Origin of the sequence: Pseudomonas sp. R28(2017) (assembly GCF_002112505.1) — a bacterium.
Taxonomy (GTDB): Bacteria; Pseudomonadota; Gammaproteobacteria; order Pseudomonadales; family Pseudomonadaceae; genus Aquipseudomonas.
On sequence record NZ_NEHW01000003.1, the window covers coordinates 203,942 to 223,613 of the forward strand.

The 19,672-nt window shown below is 63.9% G+C and carries 18 protein-coding genes; 7 read left to right on the forward strand and 11 right to left on the reverse strand.

The window, feature by feature from the left end; all coding sequences use genetic code 11:
* The first annotated feature begins 51 nt into the window (after nt 1-51).
* Both CAF78_RS06385 and yccS read left to right on the forward strand, forming a co-directional pair.
* On the forward strand, nt 52-1,233 hold the full coding sequence (locus CAF78_RS06385; RefSeq protein WP_085676716.1) for an NAD(P)/FAD-dependent oxidoreductase: 1,182 nt from the start codon (nt 52-54) through the stop codon (nt 1,231-1,233).
* An 83-nt stretch (nt 1,234-1,316) separates the two neighbouring features.
* Nucleotides 1,317-3,500: a YccS family putative transporter gene (gene yccS / locus CAF78_RS06390; protein WP_085676715.1), complete on the forward strand. Its 2,184-nt coding sequence runs from the start codon at nt 1,317-1,319 to the stop codon at nt 3,498-3,500.
* Nucleotides 3,501-3,618: 118 nt separating this feature from the next.
* Here the strand turns inward: yccS and CAF78_RS06395 are convergent, their stop codons facing one another.
* Nucleotides 3,619-4,356 (reverse strand): ABC transporter substrate-binding protein, encoded by a 738-nt coding sequence (locus CAF78_RS06395; RefSeq protein WP_085676714.1) that lies wholly within the window; start codon nt 4,354-4,356, stop codon nt 3,619-3,621.
* A gap of 164 nt (nt 4,357-4,520) precedes the next feature.
* Between CAF78_RS06395 and CAF78_RS06400 the strand changes: the two genes are divergently transcribed.
* Nucleotides 4,521-4,994, forward strand: a complete 474-nt coding sequence (locus CAF78_RS06400; protein WP_085676713.1) for a GNAT family N-acetyltransferase — start codon at nt 4,521-4,523, stop codon at nt 4,992-4,994.
* Here CAF78_RS06400 and CAF78_RS06405 read toward each other — a convergent pair.
* From CAF78_RS06405 to tkt, 9 genes are all read right to left on the reverse strand, one after another.
* A complete protein-coding gene (locus tag CAF78_RS06405; RefSeq protein ID WP_085676712.1) occupies nt 4,969-5,265 on the reverse strand; it encodes a helix-turn-helix domain-containing protein in 297 nt (98 codons plus the stop codon). The genes CAF78_RS06400 and CAF78_RS06405 overlap by 26 nt on opposite strands.
* A 12-nt stretch (nt 5,266-5,277) precedes the next feature.
* Nucleotides 5,278-5,778 carry a M48 family metallopeptidase gene (locus tag CAF78_RS06410; protein WP_027920691.1) on the reverse strand — a complete coding sequence of 167 codons (501 nt, stop codon included), beginning with the start codon at nt 5,776-5,778 and terminating at the stop codon, nt 5,278-5,280.
* 39 nt (nt 5,779-5,817) lie between these two features.
* On the reverse strand, nt 5,818-7,938 hold the full coding sequence (locus CAF78_RS06415; RefSeq protein WP_085676711.1) for a bifunctional diguanylate cyclase/phosphodiesterase: 2,121 nt from the start codon (nt 7,936-7,938) through the stop codon (nt 5,818-5,820).
* A gap of 196 nt (nt 7,939-8,134) precedes the next feature.
* Nucleotides 8,135-9,199 (reverse strand): class II fructose-bisphosphate aldolase, encoded by a 1,065-nt coding sequence (gene fba / locus CAF78_RS06420; RefSeq protein ID WP_008093958.1) that lies wholly within the window; start codon nt 9,197-9,199, stop codon nt 8,135-8,137.
* Between the two features lie 100 nt (nt 9,200-9,299).
* The gene (locus CAF78_RS06425; protein ID WP_060510770.1) at nt 9,300-9,629 is read right to left on the reverse strand and encodes an MliC family protein; all 330 of its coding nucleotides are present in this window, start codon (nt 9,627-9,629) and stop codon (nt 9,300-9,302) included.
* A 64-nt stretch (nt 9,630-9,693) separates the two neighbouring features.
* Nucleotides 9,694-9,912 carry a hypothetical protein gene (locus tag CAF78_RS06430; RefSeq protein WP_079230615.1) on the reverse strand — a complete coding sequence of 73 codons (219 nt, stop codon included), beginning with the start codon at nt 9,910-9,912 and terminating at the stop codon, nt 9,694-9,696.
* A 32-nt stretch (nt 9,913-9,944) separates the two neighbouring features.
* Nucleotides 9,945-11,108 carry a phosphoglycerate kinase gene (locus CAF78_RS06435; protein ID WP_085676710.1) on the reverse strand — a complete coding sequence of 388 codons (1,164 nt, stop codon included), beginning with the start codon at nt 11,106-11,108 and terminating at the stop codon, nt 9,945-9,947.
* A 12-nt stretch (nt 11,109-11,120) separates the two neighbouring features.
* The gene (gene epd, locus CAF78_RS06440; RefSeq protein ID WP_085676709.1) at nt 11,121-12,182 is read right to left on the reverse strand and encodes an erythrose-4-phosphate dehydrogenase; all 1,062 of its coding nucleotides are present in this window, start codon (nt 12,180-12,182) and stop codon (nt 11,121-11,123) included.
* Between the two features lie 153 nt (nt 12,183-12,335).
* Complete coding sequence (gene tkt, locus CAF78_RS06445) at nt 12,336-14,333, reverse strand: transketolase (RefSeq protein ID WP_085676708.1); 1,998 nt, start codon at nt 14,331-14,333, stop codon at nt 12,336-12,338.
* A gap of 228 nt (nt 14,334-14,561) precedes the next feature.
* Here tkt and CAF78_RS06450 point away from each other — a divergent pair, with 228 nt between their 5' ends.
* From CAF78_RS06450 to CAF78_RS06465, 4 genes are all read left to right on the forward strand, one after another.
* Nucleotides 14,562-15,554, forward strand: coding sequence for a metalloregulator ArsR/SmtB family transcription factor (locus CAF78_RS06450; RefSeq protein WP_085676707.1), 993 nt, complete (start codon nt 14,562-14,564; stop codon nt 15,552-15,554).
* A 19-nt stretch (nt 15,555-15,573) separates the two neighbouring features.
* A complete protein-coding gene (gene metK / locus CAF78_RS06455; RefSeq protein ID WP_085676706.1) occupies nt 15,574-16,764 on the forward strand; it encodes a methionine adenosyltransferase in 1,191 nt (396 codons plus the stop codon).
* Nucleotides 16,765-16,908: 144 nt separating this feature from the next.
* Nucleotides 16,909-18,609, forward strand: coding sequence for an NAD-dependent DNA ligase LigB (ligB, locus tag CAF78_RS06460; RefSeq protein ID WP_085676705.1), 1,701 nt, complete (start codon nt 16,909-16,911; stop codon nt 18,607-18,609).
* Nucleotides 18,610-18,740: 131 nt separating this feature from the next.
* Entirely contained in the window at nt 18,741-19,133 is a 393-nt protein-coding gene (locus tag CAF78_RS06465; protein WP_085676704.1) for a DUF1090 domain-containing protein, read from the forward strand.
* A 30-nt stretch (nt 19,134-19,163) separates the two neighbouring features.
* Here the strand turns inward: CAF78_RS06465 and CAF78_RS06470 are convergent, their stop codons facing one another.
* Nucleotides 19,164-19,610 (reverse strand): cytochrome c, encoded by a 447-nt coding sequence (locus CAF78_RS06470; protein WP_085676703.1) that lies wholly within the window; start codon nt 19,608-19,610, stop codon nt 19,164-19,166.
* Nucleotides 19,611-19,672 lie beyond the last annotated feature (62 nt).

The window sequence follows — 19,672 nt, forward strand, 5'->3', positions numbered from 1 at the left end:
TCATTCTTGGGGGCCGCTGGGCGGCCCCGGCAATTCCGAAGAGGTAACACCGTGCACTCCACCGACGTGATCATCCTCGGCGCCGGCGCCGCCGGTCTGATGTGCGCCCAGCTCAGCGCCCGCCGTGGCCGCCGGGTGCTGCTGCTCGACCACGCCAACAAGCCCGGCAAGAAGATCCTCATGTCCGGCGGAGGGCGCTGCAACTTCACCAACATGTACACCGAACCGGCCAACTTCCTCTCGCAGAATGCGCACTTCTGCAAGTCGGCCCTGGCCCGCTACACCCAGTGGGACTTCATCGAGCTGGTGAGCAAGCACGGCGTGCCGTACCACGAGAAGAAGCTCGGCCAGCTGTTCTGCGACAACAAGGCCAGCGACATCCTCGACATGCTGCTGGCCGAATGCGATGACGCTGGCGCCGAAATCCGCATGCACACCAGCATCGAACACATCGAGAAGACCGAAACCGGCTACCTGCTGCAAACCAGCGGTGGCCAGTTCGCCTGCCAGTCGCTGGTGATCGCCACCGGCGGCCTGTCGATCCCGACCCTGGGCGCCACCGGCTTCGGTTACCAGGTCGCCCGCCAGTTCGGCCACACCCTGCTGCCGACCCGCGCCGGGCTGGTGCCGTTCACCATCACCGAGCCCCAACTCAAGGCACTGTGCACCGAGTTGTCGGGCACCTCGCTGGACTGCACAGCCAGCTGCAACGGCACCAGCTTCCGCGAGAACCTGCTGTTCACCCATCGCGGCCTCAGTGGCCCGGCGATCTTGCAGATCTCGTCGTTCTGGGAAGCCGGCGACACCGTGGAGATCAACCTGCTGCCCGATCGCGACGCGCTGAGCTGGTTGCAGCAGATGCAGGCCGAGCGCGCCAATGCCGAACTGAAGACCGTGCTGGGCGAGGTGTTCACCCGCAAGCTGGCCAACCTGCTGGCCGAGCAGTGGTTCGAGTCGCGGCCGATGAAGCAGTACACCCCGGCGGAACTGGCGCAGATCGCCGAAAAACTGGCGAACTGGCAGGTGGTGCCAGCCGGTACCGAAGGCTACCGCACTGCCGAAGTGACTCTCGGTGGCGTTGACACCCGCGAAGTATCGTCCAAGACCATGGAATCGCTGAAAAGCCCCGGCCTGTACTTCATCGGCGAGGTACTCGACGTCACCGGCCACCTGGGCGGTTTCAATTTCCAGTGGGCCTGGGCATCCGCCAACGCCGCTGCGCAGTTCGTGTAGAGTAGAATCCATTCAGCAGCACGGAACGCTTCTTGCTGGCCGTGCTGCAATGCATTCATTCGATCACTGCCTAGCAGGCCATCATGTCATCGAGTTCGTTCCGTCAGTCACTGCGTCGCCTGTGGGGCCAAGACAAGTTCAGCTACAGCATCCGGGTCACCATCGCCCTCACCGGCAGCCTGGCCCTGTGCTGGTACCAGAACGAGATGGCCCTGCTGATCCCTCTGTTCCTTGGCATCATCGCCAGCGCCCTGGCCGAGACCGATGACAGCTGGCAGGGCCGCCTCAGCGCCCTGGCCGTTACCCTCACCTGCTTTGCCATTGCCGCGCTGGCGGTCGAGTTGCTGTTCCCCTACCCGTGGGTCTTCGTCATCGCCCTGGCGCTGGCCGCGTTCGGCCTGACCATGCTCGGCGCCCTTGGCGAGCGCTATGGCGCGATTGCTTCGGCAACGCTGATCACCTCGGTGTACACCATGATCGGCGTGGACCAGCGTGGCGGGCAGGTCACCGACTTCTGGCACGAGCCGATGCTGCTGGTGGCTGGCGCGGCCTGGTACGGCCTGCTTTCGGTGCTGTGGCAGGCGCTGTTTTCCAACCAGCCGGTGCAGCAGAGCCTGGCCAAGCTGTTCTTCGAGCTCGGCAGCTACCTCAAGCTCAAGGCCAGCCTGTTCGAGCCGATCCGCAACCTCGATGTCGAGGCCCAGCGCCTGGAACTGGCCCGGCAGAATGGCAAGGTGGTGGCGGCACTCAACGCGGCCAAGGAAATCATCCTGCACCGGGTCGGCAACAGCCAGCCGAACGCCAAGGTCAGCCGCTACCTCAAGCTGTACTTCCTGGCCCAGGACATCCACGAACGGGTCAGCGCCTCGCACTACCCTTACAACGCCCTCAACGAGGCGTTTTTCCACAGCGACGTGATGTTCCGCTGCCAGCGCCTGCTGCGCAAACAGGGCGCCTCCTGCCAGGAGCTGGCCCGCTCGATCCGCCTGCGCCAGCCTTTCGTGCTGGCCACCGGCTTCGCCGAGGCCCTGGAAGACCTCAACGCCTCGCTGGAACACCTGCGTATCCAGAGCAACCCGGCCTGGCGTGGCCTGCTGCGTTCGCTGCGCGCCCTGGCCGCCAACCTGGCGACCCTCGACCGCCTGCTCAGCGCCGCCAGCAACCCCGACAGCCTGGCCGATGCCAGCGACAGCAGCCTGCTCGACCGCTCGCCACGCACCCTGAAGGACGTGTGGACGCGCCTGCGCACCCAGCTGACACCGACCTCGCTGCTGTTCCGCCACGCCCTGCGCCTGCCGCTGGCGCTGTCGATCGGTTACGGCATGGTGCACCTGATCCACCCGACCCAAGGCTACTGGATCATCCTCACCACGCTGTTCGTCTGCCAGCCCAACTACGGCGCCACCCGGCGCAAGCTGGTGCAGCGGATCTTCGGCACCGCGATCGGCCTGACCGTCGGCTGGGCGCTGTTCGACCTGTTCCCCAACCCGGTCATCCAGTCGCTGTTCGCCGTGGCCGCAGGCGTGGTGTTCTTCGTCAACCGCACCACCCGCTACACCCTGGCCACGGCAGCGATCACGCTGATGGTGCTGTTCTGCTTCAACCAGATCGGCGATGGCTACGGCCTGTTCCTGCCGCGCCTGTTCGATACCTTGGTCGGCAGCCTGATCGCCATTCTTGCGGTGTTCCTGTTCCTCCCCGACTGGCAGGGCCGGCGCTTGAACAAGGCGCTGGCCAACACCCTGGCCTGCGCCAGCGTGTACCTGCGTCAGATCATGCAGCAATATGCCCACGGCAAGCGCGACGACCTCGCCTACCGCCTGGCCCGGCGCAACGCCCACAACGCCGACGCGGCGCTGTCGACCACATTGGCCAACATGCTCATGGAGCCAGGGCATTTCCGTAAGGAGGCCGATGTCGGCTTCCGCTTTCTGGTGCTGTCGCACACCTTGCTCAGTTACCTGTCGGGGTTGGGCGCGCACCGTGATACAGCCCTGCCGGCAGAGGTGCAGGAGCAGTTGATCGATGGCGCCGGGCAGCGCCTGGCCAATAGCCTGGACGAGATAGCCAATGGCCTGGCGGCGCGGCTGCCGGTGGCGATTCACAGTGATGCCGAAGAGGCGCTGGCCGATGCCCTGGAGCAGATGCCGGACGAGCTGGACGAACACCAGCGGTTGGTGCAGACGCAGCTGGCGTTGATCTGCCGGCAGTTGGGGCCGTTGCGGACCTTGGCTGCACACCTGATCAAAGAGGCCCCGTCAGCCTGAGTTTTCCTGTACTGGCCTCATCGCGGGCAAGCCCGCTCCCACAGGATACCCACCGAGAGCTGTGTTGAACCTGTGGGAGCGGGCTTGCCCGCGAAGAGGCCAGTACAGTCAGAAGGTATTAGAAGCCATGCTGACGCATCAGCCGTGCATAGCTGCCATCGGCCTTCATCGCCGCGATGGCTTGCTCGAACCGCTCGACGATCTGCTGATGATCGGGGTGCTTCAGGCTCACCAGAATATGCAGGGTGTTCTCCGCCAGCAGCGGCCCCATCAGCGTCACGCCCTCGCGCACTGCCTGCGGCTCGCGCTGCAGGTTGTAGCGCGCCACGTATTCATCCTCCACCGCTAGGTTCACTCTTCCGGCTGCCAGCATGCGTACCGCGGTGGAGAAGTTGCGTACCTCCACCTTGTGCAGGCGGGTGTCACCATCGAAGGCGGGTGAATACGCATAGTCGCGCACGACCGCAATGCTGTAGGGATACAGGTCGCCCTGATCCTTGTAGCGGAACGTGTCGCCCTTGCGCTTGAGCAGGCGGATGCGATTGCTCAGGTAGCCCTTGGAAAACTGCCCGATCTGTGTGCGTGCGTCGTTGTACCAGGCGCTGATCAAAACGTCGTAGCGCCCTTCCCCAATGCCCATCAACGCCCGCGCCCAAGGCACTTCCTCGTAGCCGCTGGCATAACCGGCGCGGGACAGCGCCGTGGTCACCAGGCTGGTGGCCAGGCCGCCACCTGGCATGGCGCTGTCGGTGAACGGCGGCCAGTTGTCGGCCACCAGCCGCAGCCTGTCCTGGCCGAATGCAGGGGTTGCCAGGAGCACGCCCAGCAAGCCCAACGCGCAAAGCAGTGGCCGCATGCAGAAGTCCTTTTGCAGTGGGGGGCACACGCTGAAAGGCGAATCGCAGATGAGAGTACACAAAGCCGCTGCCTGGGGCAGCGGCCAATAATGTCATTTAGCCTCTATTTTGGCCGAGCTGCGAAAATTTGCGATGATCAGCCATCCATTTCAGGAGGTACCCCATGTCCATCCACTGGCTCTGCAAGCATCACGCCGACCTCGACAAGCAGGAGCTCTACGCCATCCTGCAACTGCGTACTGCCGTGTTCGTGGTCGAGCAACGCTGTGCCTACCAGGAAGTCGATGGCCAGGACCTGACGGGCGACACCCTGCACCTGATGGGCTGGCAGGATGACAAGCTGGTGGCCTACCTGCGCCTGCTCGACCCGCAGTCCCAGGGGGGTGATGTGGTCATCGGGCGAGTGGTGACCTCACCAGAGGTGCGCGAACTGAAACTCGGGCATCCGCTGCTGCTCAAAGGGCTGGAAGCGGCCGGGCACTGCTGGCACGGCACACCGGTGTACCTGTCGGCCCAGGCACATTTGCAGGGCTTCTATGCCCGCCACGGCTTCGAAGTGGTGGGTGAGCAGTACCTGGAGGACGATATTCCGCACATCGGCATGCGCAAGGTCATGGATACCCCAGCACTTCCCTGATCTGCCGCAGGTGCCGGATGATCCACTGCTTGTCGATCGCCCCCCAGTCATGGATGCGGTAATGCCCGGCATGGTTGCGCGCACCTTCCTGCTGCTCGAACGCGCAGACGATGTCCAGGTCGGCGAGTGCGGCGATGGTATCCTGCGCCGTACGCCGCGGCATGCCGGTGGCCTCCATCAACGCCGGCACGCTGGTGGCGGTCTGGCTGTCGATCAGCCAGGCCACGTACAGGCGGCGGTAGAAACTGCTCTTGGTCTTGCTCACATCCATGCTGCGTGATCCTTACAGGTTGCCCGGCAACTCCCGATAGGTCAGGTAGACGCGCAGGTCGAATTCCAGTTGGTGGTAAGCCGGCTCCATGTGCTGGCAGAGCTGGTAGAACGCCTTGTTGTGATCGCGCTCGCGCAAGTGCGCCAGTTCGTGCACCACGATCATGCGCAGGAATTCCGGCGCCGCCTCCTTGAACAGCGAGGCGATACGGATTTCCTTCTTGGCCTTGAGCTTGCCGCCCTGCACCCGCGACACTGCGGTATTGAGCCCCAGGGCCCGATGGGTCAGGTCCAGGCGGTTGTCGAACAGCACCTTGTCCAGGTTTGGCGCGCTGCGCAGGTATTGCTGGCGCAGGTCCTGGGCATAGCCGTACAGCGCCTTGTCGCTCTGTACGTCATGGCGGCCGGGGTAGCGGCGCTGCAGGTACTCGCCCAGGCGGTCGCTGTCGATCATCTGCCGCACCTGCTCCTGCAGGTGCGGTGGGTAGGCTTGCAAATAGCGTAATACGGTCATGGCACGGCATTCGGCGTAACGAATGCCGATTCTAGCCAATCATGGCCGCAGCCAGGGAAAAATCGCCGGGAAGCCAGTGGCATCCGCCGCCGTCATCGGGTGTGCGACCAGAAAACCCTGCACGTAAGCGCAACCGTTTGCTTTCAGCCACGCCGCCTGGGCCTGTGTTTCAACCCCCTCTGCGATCACGGTGATGCGGTAGTCCGCGCACAGGCCGATGACACTGCGCACCAATGCGGCATCCACCGCCGAGTCCGGCAGGCGAGCCACCAGGTGGCGGTCCAGCTTCAACGTGTCGATGGGCAGGTCGCGCAACATGCGCAGCGAACAGTCGCCCGCGCCGAAATCGTCCAGCGCCACGCGCACGCCCAGTTCGCGCAGGCGGTGTATCTGCTTGATCGCCGCGTCGATGTTGTACATCAGCGAGGTCTCGGCGACCTCGACCTCCAGTTGCGCCGGGTCGAGCTGATAATCCTGGATCACCCGCTGCAGTTCATCGACCAGGCTGGGCATGGAGAACTGTGCGCGGCTCAGGCTGATGCCCAACACCAGTTCCGGGGCGAAACACTGGCACCAGGCCTGACGCTGCGCGGCCCCCTGGCGGTAGATCCAGCTGGCCAGGCGGTTGATCAGCCGTGCTTCTTCCAGCAAGGGTATGAACAGCCCTGGCGGTACATCGCCAACGCTGGGGTGCTGCCAGCGCAGCAGGGCCTCGAAGCCCCGTAGCTGGCCGTCGGCAAAGGCCACCTGGGGTTGGTACACGAGGCTGAAGTCCTGGGCCTCGATGGCATTGCGCACGCTGTCTTCAAGCATCAGCCGCGAGCGGGCGCGGCCATTGAGTTCCTGATCATAGAAGCGATACTGCTGGCGACCGGCCTGCTTGGCCGCATACATCGCCGTATCGGCAGCGCGCAGCAGGCCTTCGACATTGCTGCCACAGTCGGGGTAGGTGGCGATACCGATACTGACGCCCAGGCACACATCCAGCCCTTCCACCTGCTGCTGGATCGAGACCCGCTCGAGCAGCTTCTCGGCATAGCGCCCGGCCTGTTCCGGATAGGGCAGGCCGTCGAACAGCGCGGTGAACTCGTCGCCGCCCATGCGCGCCAGCAGGGCCTCGCTGCCAAGGCAGTCCTTGAGCTGCTCGGCCACCCAGTGCAGCACCCGGTCACCGGCCTCATGGCCCAACGAGTCATTGATCCGCTTGAAGCCATCGAGGTCCATGTACATCAGGGCCTGGGCCTTGTTCGAGCGTTCGCCGCGCAGCAGTGCGCCTTCGGCGGCCTGATAGAAACCGCGGCGGTTGAGCAGCCCGGTCAAGGGGTCGGTCACCGCCTGGTATTCGAGCTGCTGGTGCAGATTGCGCTCAACCGACATGTCCAGCACCGTGACCACCATGGCCTGCTGCTCCGCCGGCAACGGCGCGCACGACAGCGCCACGGGCACCAGCTGACCACCCGGGGTACGCAGGTGGGCATCATGGACCCGCACGATCTGCCGTGCGAGGTAGGCGTTGTGAAACTCGGATTCGCTCCACAGGGTTGCGTTGGCCAACTGCAGCAGATCGAGCAGATGGGCACCTTGCAGCTGTTCGACCGGGGTATCCATCAAGCGCGAGATCGCCGGGTTGGCAAAGCTGATGACACCTGCGGTGTCGACCACCAGGATGCCTTCGGCGGCATTTTCCAGGATCGAGGCATTGAATGCCCTGGCGGCTTCCAGCTCGCGAGTCAGCCGCTGCAGCATGCGCCGGTTGCGCTGCTGGTCCAGCTGCGCTTGCACCTTGGGCTTGAGAATCTGCGGATCGAACGGTTTGAAGAGGTAATCCACCGCCCCACTGGCATAGCCCTTGAGCACGGCGGCATCGGACTGCTCGTTGGCGGTGAGGAAAATGATCGGGGTCAGCCGGGTTCGCTGGCTGCCGCGCATCAGGCGGGCGACCTCGAAGCCGTCCATTTCGGGCATCTGCACGTCGAGCAGCACCAGATCGACCTCGTGTTCGAGCAACGTACCCAGGGCTTCCATCCCCGAGCTTGCCGTCAACACTTGCCAATCGTTGCGCGCCAGCAAGGCCCGCATGCTGATGAGGTTTTCCGGGTAATCGTCTACCACCAGGAGAACCGATTTGCCATCCAGTGGTTGAGGGTAAGCGCCATCCATGCTGCTTCTCTTGTTTGATCGACTTCGACTTGCTATTGGATCCGATTAATACTCTAGACCTGCGGTTGCGACAAGCAATGCAATCAGATCGCTATCAGTGGATAAGTTTCACGGTAGCCGACTAACGGTCACCTTGCTGCATTTGACGCATAAAAAAACCCGCATCGCTGCGGGCTTTTCTTCGTGCGCCTGTAGATCAGTTGACCTTGGCGGCCAGCTCACCTTTCAGGTAACGCTGGAACATGCCTTCCAGGGAGATCGGCTTGATCTTCGAGGCATTGCCGGCGGTACCGAACGCTTCGTAACGGGCGATGCACACGTCGCGCATGGCTTTCACGGTTTCACCGAAGAACTTGCGTGGGTCGAACTCGCTCGGGTTCTGTGCCATCAGGCGGCGCATGGCACCGGTGGACGCCAGGCGCAGGTCGGTGTCGATATTGACCTTGCGCACGCCGTGCTTGATACCTTCGACGATTTCTTCGACCGGCACGCCGTAGGTTTCTTTGATGTCGCCGCCGTACTGGTTGATGATCGCCAGCCACTCTTGCGGTACCGAGGAAGAACCGTGCATCACCAGATGGGTGTTAGGGATGCGCTTGTGGATTTCCTTGATGCGGTCGATGGCCAGCACGTCACCGGTAGGTGGCTTGGTGAACTTGTAGGCACCGTGGCTGGTGCCGATGGCGATGGCCAGGGCGTCCACCTGGGTCTTCTTGACGAAGTCGGCGGCTTCTTCCGGGTCGGTCAGCATCTGGCTGTGGTCCAGCACGCCTTCGGCGCCGATGCCATCTTCTTCACCGGCCATGCCGGTTTCCAGCGAACCCAGGCAGCCCAGCTCGCCTTCCACCGAAACGCCGCAGGCGTGGGCCATGGCCACGGTCTGCTGGGTGACGCGGACGTTGTACTCGTAGTCGGTCGGGGTCTTGCCGTCTTCACCCAGCGAGCCGTCCATCATCACCGAGCTGAAGCCCAGCTGGATGGAGCGCTGGCATACGTCAGGGCTGGTACCGTGGTCCTGGTGCATGCACACCGGGATGTGCGGGAATTCTTCGATGGCGGCCAGGATCAGGTGGCGCAGGAATGGTGCACCGGCGTATTTGCGGGCGCCGGCCGAAGCCTGGACGATCACCGGGGAGTCGGTCTTGTCGGCCGCTTCCATGATGGCGCGCATCTGCTCGAGGTTGTTGACGTTGAAAGCCGGAACGCCGTAACCGAACTCGGCGGCGTGGTCCAGCATCTGGCGCATGCTAATGAGTGCCATTGTGTATCTCTCTCCCGACAAGCGTCGTTTGTTTCGTGCAAGCCTGCCGCAGGGGCGGTTGCTGTTCAAGTAGTGTGGGCCGCCTGTGCGGCCCGGCCAGTCACGGTGCCTTGCAGCCCCGCCCAATCAGGTCGTTGGTTGCCACCCAGTACACCAGGCCTTCTTCGCCCTTGGTGTGGAAGGCCAGCACGCCATCGCTGTACAGCGCGCCAGAGGCGCCCGGCTCGGACTTCAGCCGGTAGACCTGGTCACCCCCGCCGAGGCGTACGTCAACCTGGTCCCGTTGTGCATCAGCGAAGCGCCACAGCACTTCAGCCTGGGTGTCGCAGACCCAGCGGGTCCAGTTGTCCGCCGGGGCGGAAGGTGCAGGCTGTATCAGCGAGCATCCTGCCAGTGTCGCCAGGGCCATCGAGGCCAGCAGCGCTTTCATTACATATCCTCTAGATGACCACACAGCGGTCGCTTGGTTGCCTGCCCCGACGAAACGCACAGCATCAGGGGCAACCTGGCGCCTGGCGCTGGTGTTCTTCGTCATACTTCTCCAGGCCTTCCGGGCCTACGCGCTTGCTGATGACCGGCACGGTCTCGGCCTGCCACTCGGACTGGTAACAGCCACCCTTGGGCGGCTGCGCCGGGTCGGCATCCGACGACGGGCCGCTGGAGCAGGCGCCCAGCAGACCGGCCAGGATCATCACGGGCAATTGCTTGACCATCAGGTCGCTCCCTTTGCCAGGCGCCATCATTGTCAGGCTTTTGCCCGCTCTTCCAGGATCGCCACGGCTGGCAGCACCTTGCCTTCGACGAACTCGAGGAAGGCACCGCCACCGGTAGAAATGTAGGAGATATCCTTGCTGACGCCATATTTGTCGATGGCAGCCAGGGTATCGCCACCACCGGCGATGGAGAACGCAGCGCTGTCAGCGATGGCCTTGGCCAGCACCTTGGTGCCGTTGCCAAACTGGTCGAACTCGAACACGCCGACCGGGCCGTTCCACAGGATGGTCTTCGACGACTTCAGCAGCTCGGCGAAATTGGAAGCGGTCTGTGGGCCGATATCCAGGATCATGTCGTCGGCGGCTACGTCGGCGATGGCCTTGACGGTCGCTTCGGCATCCTCGGCGAAGGCCTTGGCAACCACGACATCGACCGGCAGCGGCACGCTGACCTTGGCGGCGATGGCTTTGGCCGTTTCGACCAGGTCTGGCTCGTACAGCGACTTGCCAACCGGGTGGCCGGCAGCGGCCAGGAAGGTGTTGGCGATGCCACCACCGACGATCAGCTGGTCGCAGACGCTGCTCAGGCTGTTCAGCACGTCCAGCTTGGTCGACACCTTGGAGCCGGCGACGATGGCCGCCATCGGCTTGGCCGGGGCCTTCAGGGCCTTGCCCAGCGCGTCCAGCTCGGCCGCCAGCAGCGGGCCTGCGGCAGCGACCTTGGCGAACTTGGCCACGCCATGGGTGGAACCTTCGGCGCGGTGAGCGGTACCGAAGGCGTCCATGACGAACACGTCGCACAGGGCGGCGTACTGTTGCGCCAGCTCGTCGGCGTTCTTCTTCTCGCCTTTGTTGAAGCGCACGTTCTCGAACAGCACCAGGTCACCGGCATTCACCTGAACACCGTCCAGGTAGTCGGCAACCAGCGGCACTTCGCGGCCCAGGGCCTTGCTCAGGTAGTCGGCAACCGGCTTGAGGCTGTTCTCGGCAGAGAACTCACCTTCGGTCGGGCGACCCAGGTGCGAGCAGACCATTACCGCCGCACCCTTTTCCAGGGCCAGCTTGATGGTCGGCAGCGCTGCCAGGATACGCGCATCGCTGGCTACCACACCGTCCTTCACAGGTACGTTGAGGTCTTCGCGGATCAGTACGCGCTTACCTTGCAGGTCGAGGTCGGTCATCTTCAACACGGTCATGAATGCAGTCCTTCAGGGCTGTTTGCTGCGGGTTGGGTGGACGACGTGCAGATAATGTTCGGCAACGTCGAGCATACGGTTGGCGAACCCCCATTCGTTGTCGAACCACGCCAGCAGGTTCACCAGGCGTGGGCCTGAAACGCGGGTCTGGCTGGCATCGACGATGGCCGAATGCGGGTCATGGTTGAAATCACAGCTGGCGTGAGGCAGCTCGGTATAGGCCAGCAGGCCTTTGAGCGGGCCGCTCTGCGCCGCCTCGCGCAGCACCCGGTTGACCTCGGCCGCGCTGGTGTCGCGGGCGGTCTGCAGGGTGATGTCCAGGCACGAGACGTTGACGGTCGGCACGCGTACCGCTTTGGCCTGGATTCGCCCGGCAAGTTCCGGAAGCAGGCGCTCGATGCCGCGCGCCAGACCAGTGGACACCGGGATCACCGACTGGAAAGCCGAGCGCGTGCGGCGCAGGTCTTCGTGGTGATAGGCGTCGATCACCGGCTGGTCGTTCATCGCCGAGTGGATGGTGGTGATCTGCACATATTCGATGCCGAATGCCTGGTCCAGCACGCGCAGCAGCGGTACGCCGCAGTTGGTGGTGCAGGAGGCGTTGGACACCAGGCGTTCGCTGCCGGTGAGGCAACTCTGGTTGATGCCATAGACCACAGTGGCATCGACATCGGCCTCGCTGGCCATGGGCTGAGAGAACAGCACGCGCGGCGCGCCGGCATCGAGGAAACGCTGGCCATCGGCGCGGGTGTGGTAGACGCCGGAGCACTCCAGCACCAGGTCGATGCCCAGGGCGGCCCAGTCGATGCCTTCAGGGGTGGCACTGCGCATGACTTTCACGCAGTCGCCATTGATGTGCAGACAATCGCCGTCGACCTTCACCTCGCCGGGGAACCGCCCGTGGGTGGAGTCGAAGCGAGTCAGGTATTCGATGCTGGCCTGATCGGCCAGGTCGTTCAGCGCAACGATCTCGAAACCGGCCTTTGCCCCCCGCTCGAACAGTGCGCGCAGGACACAGCGGCCGATGCGGCCGTAACCGTTGAGTGCAACTTTGTAGGGACGCGGGTGGGGCATTCGGGGCTCACGAGACAGTTTTATTGTCATCAGCCTGCGGCATGTGGCGTGGCCCTATTCGCGGGCAAGCCCGCTCCCACAGAGGTTGCATGTGACCCTGTGGGAGCGGGCTTGCCCGCGAATCAGGGGCGACATCGCCCGCAGATCTTTACATCAGTCTTCCAGCAGCTCTTCGGCGGTGCCCAGGATGTTTTCCAGGGTGAAGCCGAATTCCTCGAACAGTGCAGCGGCCGGCGCCGATTCACCGTAGGTGGTCATGCCGATGATACGACCTTCCAGGCCGACGTACTTGTACCAGAAGTCAGCGTGGGCGGCTTCGATGGCGATGCGCGCAGCGACTTCGACCGGCAGTACGGACTGCTTGTAGGCGGCGTCCTGGGCATCGAACACGCTGGTGCAAGGCATGGAGACCACGCGCACCTTGCGGCCCTGTTCGGTCAGCTTGGCTTGCGCCTGAACGGCCAGGCCCACTTCGGAACCGGTGGCGATCAGGATCAGCTCAGGCTCGCCCGCGCAATCCTTGAGTACGTAGCCACCGCGGCTGATGTCGGCGATCTGCTGGGCGTCGCGCTCCTGGTGCTGCAGGTTCTGACGCGAGAAGATCAGCGCCGACGGGCCGTCCTTGCGCTCCAGGGCGTTTTTCCAGGACACGGCCGATTCGACCGCGTCGGCGGGGCGCCAGGTGTCCAGGTTCGGCGTGCTGCGCAGGCTGGTCAGCTGCTCGATCGGCTGGTGAGTCGGGCCGTCTTCGCCCAGGCCGATGGAGTCGTGGGTGTAGACGTGGATCACACGCTGCTTCATCAGCGCCGACATGCGCACGGCGTTGCGGGCGTATTCCATGAACATCAGGAAGGTCGCGCCGTAAGGTACCAGGCCACCGTGCAGGGCGACGCCGTTCATGATCGCGGTCATGCCGAACTCACGCACGCCGTAGAACACGTAGTTGCCGCTGGCATCGTTGGCTTCGACGCCCTTGCAACCTTTCCACAAGGTCAGGTTGGAGCCGGCCAGGTCAGCCGAACCGCCGAGGAACTCGGGCAGCATCGGGCCGAAGGCGTTCAGCGCGTTCTGGCTGGCCTTGCGGCTGGCGATGGTTTCGCCTTTGGCGGCCACTTCGTTGATGTAGGCCTGGGCCTTCTCGCTGAAATCGGCCGGCAGCTCGCCGCTGTCACGGCGCTTGAACTCGGCAGCCAGCTCCGGGTAGGCCTTGGCGTATGCATCGAAACGCTGGTTCCAGTCGGCTTCGGCCTTGGCGCCGGCAGCCTTGGCATCCCACTCGGCGTAGATGTCGGCAGGGATTTCGAACGGACCGTGGTTCCAGTTCAGTTCCTTGCGGGCCAGGGCGATTTCGTCGTTGCCCAGCGGTGCGCCGTGGCAGTCTTCCTTGCCCTGCTTGTTCGGCGAGCCGAAACCGATGATGGTCTTGCAGCAGATCAGGGTCGGACGGTCGCTCTTGCGCGCGGTGTCGATGGCCATCTTGATTTCGTCGGCATCGTGGCCGTTGACGTTGCGGATGACCTGCCAGTTGTAGGCTTCGAAACGTGCCGGGGTGTTGTCGGTGAACCAGCCGTGCACTTCGCCGTCGATGGAGATGCCGTTGTCGTCGTAGAAGGCGACCAGCTTGTTCAGGCCCAGAGTGCCAGCCAGCGAGGCGACTTCGTGGGAGATGCCTTCCATCATGCAGCCGTCGCCGAGGAACACGTAGGTGTTGTGGTCGACGATGTTGTGGCCTTCACGGTTGAACTGGGCGGCCAGCACTTTCTCGGCCAGGGCAAAGCCCACGGCGTTGGCGATGCCTTGGCCGAGCGGGCCGGTGGTGGTCTCGACGCCAGGGGTGTAGCCGTACTCCGGGTGGCCCGGGGTGCGGCTGTGCAGCTGGCGGAAGCCTTTGATGTCATCGATGGTGACGTCGTAGCCAGTCAGGTGCAGCAGCGAATAGATGAGCATCGAGCCGTGGCCGTTGGACAGCACGAAGCGGTCGCGGTCGGCGAAGCTTGGGTTGCTCGGGTTGTGCTTCATATAGTCGCGCCAAAGCACTTCGGCGATATCCGCCATGCCCATTGGGGCACCTGGGTGGCCGCTGTTGGCCTTTTGCACGGCATCCATGCTGAGGGCACGAATGGCGTTGGCACGTTCACGACGGCTGGGCATCGCTTATCTCCTGGGGCTTGAAAGAGGTGGTGTTACTAAAAAAGGCGGCCATTTTCGCCCACTGCGGGGGCCGGGGGCAATGACGGATGGTCGCAGTTGGGGGATTTTCCTGTGATTGGCCGCCATTACGGCGAAAAAACCGCCAGGGCCACCCGCCCATCAGTCAATATCAAAACTTTTTGATATTGGCCTTGCGAGGGCAGCCTTGCCTGTCTAGACTGCCGCCCCATGAACCTCCGAGCGCAACCGATCCCTCAGCAAAGCGACACACTGGCCGCCCTGTGCAAGGCCAGTGGCGACGAGCTGCGCCTGAACGTGTTGCGCGCCTTGGCCAGTGATTCGTTCGGCGTGCTGGAGCTGGCGCAGATATTCGACGTCGGCCAGTCGGGCATGAGCCACCATCTCAAGGTTCTGGCCCAGGCCGAGCTGGTGGCCACCCGGCGCGAAGGCAATGCGATCTTCTACCGCCGCGCCCTGCCCGACAGCCAGCGCTTCGGCGGGCGCCTGCACATGGCCCTGCTCGATGAGGTCGACGGCCTGACCTTGCCGGAAGATGTCCAGGCCCGCATCGCCCAGGTGCAGCAACGCCGCGCCGCCACCAGCCAGGACTTCTTCCTGCGCGTGGAAGAAAAATTCCGCGCCCAGCAAGACCTGATCGCCGGCTTGCCGCAATACCGCGAGAGCCTGCTGGCGCTGCTCGACAAACTGAACTTCGCGCCGGCCGCCAGCGCACTGGAGGTCGGCCCCGGCGATGGCGGCTTCCTGCCAGACCTGGCACGGCGCTTCGCCCAGGTCACGGCCCTGGACAACAGCCCGACCATGCTCGAGCTGGCCCGCCAGGTCTGCGAACGCGAACGCTTGAGTAATGTAAACCTGCAGTTGGCCGATGCACTGGGTGCAACGGATGTGGAAGCCGACTGCGTTGTGCTGAACATGGTGCTGCACCATTTCAGCGACCCGGCCCTGGCCCTGCGCCAGCTGGCCAAACGGGTGAAGGCAGGCGGCAGCCTGCTGGTCACCGAACTGTGCAGCCATGACCAGGGTTGGGCGCGGGACGCCTGCGGCGACCTCTGGCTCGGCTTCGAGCAGGACGACCTGGCCCGTTGGGCCGCAGCAGCCGGGCTGGCCCCCGGGGACAGCCTCTATGTGGGCTTGCGTAACGGTTTCCAGATCCAGGTCCGCCATTTTCAGCGGACGGCTGGCGACACTCACCATCGGTAAATTTTAGGAACCCGTCGAGATGAGCGAATACTCCCTTTTCACCTCCGAGTCCGTGTCCGAAGGGCATCCGGACAAGATCGCCGACCAGATTTCGGACGCGGTCCTTGATGCCATCATCACCCAGGACAAATACGCCCGCGTTGCGTGCGAAACCCTGGTCAAGACCGGTGTCGCCATCATCGCCGGCGAAGTCACCACCTCCGCCTGGGTCGACCTGGAAGAGCTGGTGCGCAAGGTCATCATCGACATCGGCTACAACAGCTCCGACGTCGGCTTCGACGGCGCCACCTGCGCCGTGATGAACATCATCGGCAAACAGTCGGTGGACATCGCCCAAGGCGTCGACCGCTCCAAGCCGGAAGACCAGGGCGCAGGTGACCAGGGCCTGATGTTCGGCTACGCCAGCAACGAAACCGACGTACTGATGCCAGCGCCGATCTGCTTCTCGCACCGTCTGGTCGAGCGCCAGGCCGAAGCGCGCAAGTCCGGCCTGCTGCCGTGGCTGCGCCCGGACGCCAAGTCGCAGGTCACCTGCCGCTATGAAAACGGCAAGGTAGTCGGTATCGACGCGGTGGTTCTGTCGACCCAGCACAACCCTGAAGTGTCCCAGAAAGACCTGCAGGAAGCCGTGATGGAGCTGATCGTCAAGCACACCCTGCCGGCCGAACTGCTGCACAAAGGCACTCAGTACCACATCAACCCGACCGGCAACTTCATCATCGGTGGCCCGGTGGGCGACTGCGGCCTGACCGGTCGCAAGATCATCGTCGACTCGTACGGCGGCATGGCCCGTCACGGTGGTGGCGCGTTCTCCGGCAAAGACCCATCCAAGGTCGACCGCTCCGCCGCCTACGCCGGCCGCTACGTGGCCAAGAACATCGTTGCCGCCGGCCTGGCCGAGCGTTGCGAGATCCAGGTGTCCTACGCCATCGGCGTGGCCCAGCCGACCTCCATCTCGATCAACACCTTCGGCACCGGCAAGGTCTCCGACGACAAGATCATCCAGCTGGTGCGCGAGTGCTTCGACCTGCGTCCGTACGCCATCACCAAGATGCTCGACCTGCTGCACCCGATGTACCAGGAAACCGCTGCCTACGGTCACTTCGGCCGCGAACCGCAGCAGAAGACTGTCGGCGACGACACCTTCACCACCTTCACCTGGGAACGCACCGACCGCGCCCAGTCGCTGCGTGACGCTGCCGGCCTGTAATTCTCCTGCAGCGGTAAACGAAAGCCCCTGCCGAGTGATCGGCAGGGGCTTTTTCATGACATATCGGCTGACAACTGCGCGCCGCGCCGCTCGCTCCCGTTGCCTAGGCTGAGGGTTCCCCTCCGCCAAGCAAGGATGCTGGCCATGCCATTGCTGCTCCTGTTCCTGCTCTATTTATCGTTCAACGCGCAAGCCAACGGTTGCCCGACCTGGTCGGTCGAGCGGGCACGCGCAGAAGTCTCCAGCCTGCGCGCGACCGTCCAGCAGTGGGATGACCGCTACCATCGCCTGGGCGAGTCGCTGGTGCCCGACGAGGTCTATGACCAGAGCCGGCAGCGCCTGCTGCACCTGCTGCACCTGCAAGGGTGCTTTGCACTGGAGCACCCGCTGGATTCACTGGCCAGCGCACGCGGGCCGATCGCCCACCCGGTCCGCCACACTGGCGTCGACAAGCTGCCGGACGAACAGGCCGTGAGCCAATGGATGGCCGGCAAGACCGGTGTCTGGCTGCAACCGAAGGTTGATGGCGTCGCGGTGACCCTGGTCTATCGCCAAGGCCGGCTGGTCCAGCTGCTCAGTCGCGGTGACGGCACCCAGGGGCATGACTGGAGCCGGCATATCGAAGTCCTCGAAAACATCAACCGGCACCTGCCCAGCCCGCTGGACCTGACCCTGCAAGGGGAGCTGTACATGCGCCTGGATGACCATGTGCAGGCACAGGCCGGCAGCGTCAACGCCCGCTCCACTGTCGCGGGGCTGTTGGCGCGCAAGCAGTTGGCGCGTGAACACGGCGCAGGCATTGCGCTGTTCGTCTGGGACTGGCCGCAAGGGCCGAGTGATCAAGGCGCGCGTGTAGCGCAGCTGGCTGCGCTAGGCTTCCCCGACAGCCAACGTTTCAGCGTAGCCATCCACAGCACCGACGAGGCCGCACGCTGGCGCCTGCACTGGTACCGCACGGCCCTGCCCTTCGCCACGGACGGGGTGATCCTGCGCCAGAATGCCCGGCCACCCGCCGAACGCTGGCAGAGCAATGCGCCTTACTGGATCGCGGCCTGGAAGTACCCCTTTACCCAGGCGTTGACCGAGGTACGTGACGTGCACTTTCGCATTGGCCGCACAGGCCGCATCACGCCCATCCTGAAGTTGCAGCCGGTGCAACTCGACGACCGTCGTGTCACCCAGGTGAGCCTGGGCTCGCTGGCTCGCTGGCAGGCGCTCGACATTCGCCCAGGGGACCAGGTGGCCATCAGCCTGGCAGGGTTGACCATTCCACGCTTCGAGCAGGTGGTGTTGCGCGCTACCCAGCGCAATACCGTCGCAGCACCTGCGCCAGATCAATACAGCGCCCTGACCTGCTGGCAAGCTAGCGAAGGCTGCGAGGAGCAGTTCATCGCCCGCCTCACCTGGCTCAGCGGCCAACAAGGCCTGGCCATGCCAGGCACCGGGCCCGGTACATGGCGACGACTGGTGCAGGAGGGGCTGGTAATGTCGCTGGCAGACTGGCTGGCGCTGGATGCCGAGCGATTGGCCCAGCTACCGGGCATCAGTGCTACCCGCGCCAGGCGCCTGCAACAAAGCTTCGAGGCAGGCCGAACCCGGCCGTTCGCCCAGTGGGTCAGCGGGCTTGGCGTACCGATACCGCGCAACCTGCCACTCGAAGGCAACTGGGCCAGCCTCGCCAGCCACTCAGCTGCGCAATGGCAGGCCTTGCCCGGTATCGGCGCAACCCGCGCCAGCCAGCTACAGGCTTTTTTCGCGCAGGAGCACGTGCAGGACCTGGCACAACAGCTCAGCGCAAGCGGCATTCAAGGGTTCCCGGCTGCAGCCACCCGCCAGAGGCAATGAGATTTAACAAAATCAGCTGTAGGCAAACGCCGAGATTGTTCCAGAAATATCCAACAAGGGTTCCTAAATCGTCAAAAGCAAGGCAGGATTTGCCCCATCTTTTGCTGCCCCGCCCCCTCAAGGAGGCTTTGATGAAATTGATTTCCACCCTGGCACTGCTGACCACGCTGGGTCTCGCGGCTGGCGTTGCCCACGCTGCCCAGCCCGATGAAGGCCTGACCGGTTGCGCCGCCAAGCGCAGCGCCATCGAGAACCAGCTGAAAATCGCCCGCGACCATGGCAACAGCGATCAGGTGGCAGGGCTCGAGGAAGCACTGCGCGGCGTTGACAATTGCACCGACGCCGGCCTGCGCAAAGAGCGCGAGCAGAAAGTGCTCGATGCGCGTCACGAGGTGGCGCAACGCGAGAAAGACCTGAAGAAAGCCGAGAAAAAAGGCGACGCGGAGAAGATCATCAAGCGCAAGGACAAGCTTGCCGAGTCTCGTAAAGAGCTGCAGGAAGCCGTGGACGACCTGGACCGCTGATCTTGCCTGATCGCCTGTGAAGGCAGGCGATCAGTGATTGCGGAATTCGGTATGGCACGCCTTGCAAGCCGCCTCGACCTTGTCCATCGGTGCCTTCAACTGCGCCGCGTCCAACGGCTGGGCCCGCGTCACGCCGACCAACTCCCCGGTCACGCCTTCCAGTTGCCGGGCAAGGTCATGGAAACGCGCCTGACGCTCCCACACGTCCGCTCGCGCGCTACTGTCGCCCTCATCGCGCACCTGGGGAAAATGCTGCCACGGTGCGTGGGCCAGGCCATCGAGCTTCAATGCCCCTGCGGCGAACTTCACCCCGTCGAAAGGCAACCGGCCGCGCAACATGCCGCCCATGTCTTCGCTGGTCTTGAGCATGTCCTTGAAAATGGCCTTGCGCTTGCCCAGCGGCGAGTTGGGGTCGACCCGGTCACAGGCCGTCAGGGCAAGGGCAGCAAGCAGTACTACGGTCAATCGCTTGAACATCACGGTCACTTCAGCCTACGCAAAGGGGCGGCCAGTATCGCCGCCTGTCAGGCAAAGACCAA

What these genes read in the sequence shown, in the direction of transcription:
- metK (WP_085676706.1), top strand. Translation starts at nt 15,574, where the DNA reads ATGAGCGAATACTCCCTTTTCACCTCCGAGTCCGTGTCCGAAGGGCAT.
- yccS (WP_085676715.1), top strand. Translation starts at nt 1,317, where the DNA reads ATGTCATCGAGTTCGTTCCGTCAGTCACTGCGTCGCCTGTGGGGCCAA.
- CAF78_RS06395 (WP_085676714.1), bottom strand. Translation starts at nt 4,356, where the DNA reads ATGCGGCCACTGCTTTGCGCGTTGGGCTTGCTGGGCGTGCTCCTGGCA.
- CAF78_RS06415 (WP_085676711.1), bottom strand. Translation starts at nt 7,938, where the DNA reads ATGGATGGCGCTTACCCTCAACCACTGGATGGCAAATCGGTTCTCCTG.
- CAF78_RS06450 (WP_085676707.1), top strand. Translation starts at nt 14,562, where the DNA reads ATGAACCTCCGAGCGCAACCGATCCCTCAGCAAAGCGACACACTGGCC.
- fba (WP_008093958.1), bottom strand. Translation starts at nt 9,199, where the DNA reads ATGGCACTCATTAGCATGCGCCAGATGCTGGACCACGCCGCCGAGTTC.
- CAF78_RS06425 (WP_060510770.1), bottom strand. Translation starts at nt 9,629, where the DNA reads ATGAAAGCGCTGCTGGCCTCGATGGCCCTGGCGACACTGGCAGGATGC.
- CAF78_RS06435 (WP_085676710.1), bottom strand. Translation starts at nt 11,108, where the DNA reads ATGACCGTGTTGAAGATGACCGACCTCGACCTGCAAGGTAAGCGCGTA.
- CAF78_RS06470 (WP_085676703.1), bottom strand. Translation starts at nt 19,610, where the DNA reads ATGTTCAAGCGATTGACCGTAGTACTGCTTGCTGCCCTTGCCCTGACG.
- tkt (WP_085676708.1), bottom strand. Translation starts at nt 14,333, where the DNA reads ATGCCCAGCCGTCGTGAACGTGCCAACGCCATTCGTGCCCTCAGCATG.
- CAF78_RS06465 (WP_085676704.1), top strand. Translation starts at nt 18,741, where the DNA reads ATGAAATTGATTTCCACCCTGGCACTGCTGACCACGCTGGGTCTCGCG.
- CAF78_RS06400 (WP_085676713.1), top strand. Translation starts at nt 4,521, where the DNA reads ATGTCCATCCACTGGCTCTGCAAGCATCACGCCGACCTCGACAAGCAG.
- epd (WP_085676709.1), bottom strand. Translation starts at nt 12,182, where the DNA reads ATGCCCCACCCGCGTCCCTACAAAGTTGCACTCAACGGTTACGGCCGC.
- CAF78_RS06410 (WP_027920691.1), bottom strand. Translation starts at nt 5,778, where the DNA reads ATGACCGTATTACGCTATTTGCAAGCCTACCCACCGCACCTGCAGGAG.
- CAF78_RS06405 (WP_085676712.1), bottom strand. Translation starts at nt 5,265, where the DNA reads ATGGATGTGAGCAAGACCAAGAGCAGTTTCTACCGCCGCCTGTACGTG.
- ligB (WP_085676705.1), top strand. Translation starts at nt 16,909, where the DNA reads ATGCCATTGCTGCTCCTGTTCCTGCTCTATTTATCGTTCAACGCGCAA.
- CAF78_RS06430 (WP_079230615.1), bottom strand. Translation starts at nt 9,912, where the DNA reads ATGGTCAAGCAATTGCCCGTGATGATCCTGGCCGGTCTGCTGGGCGCC.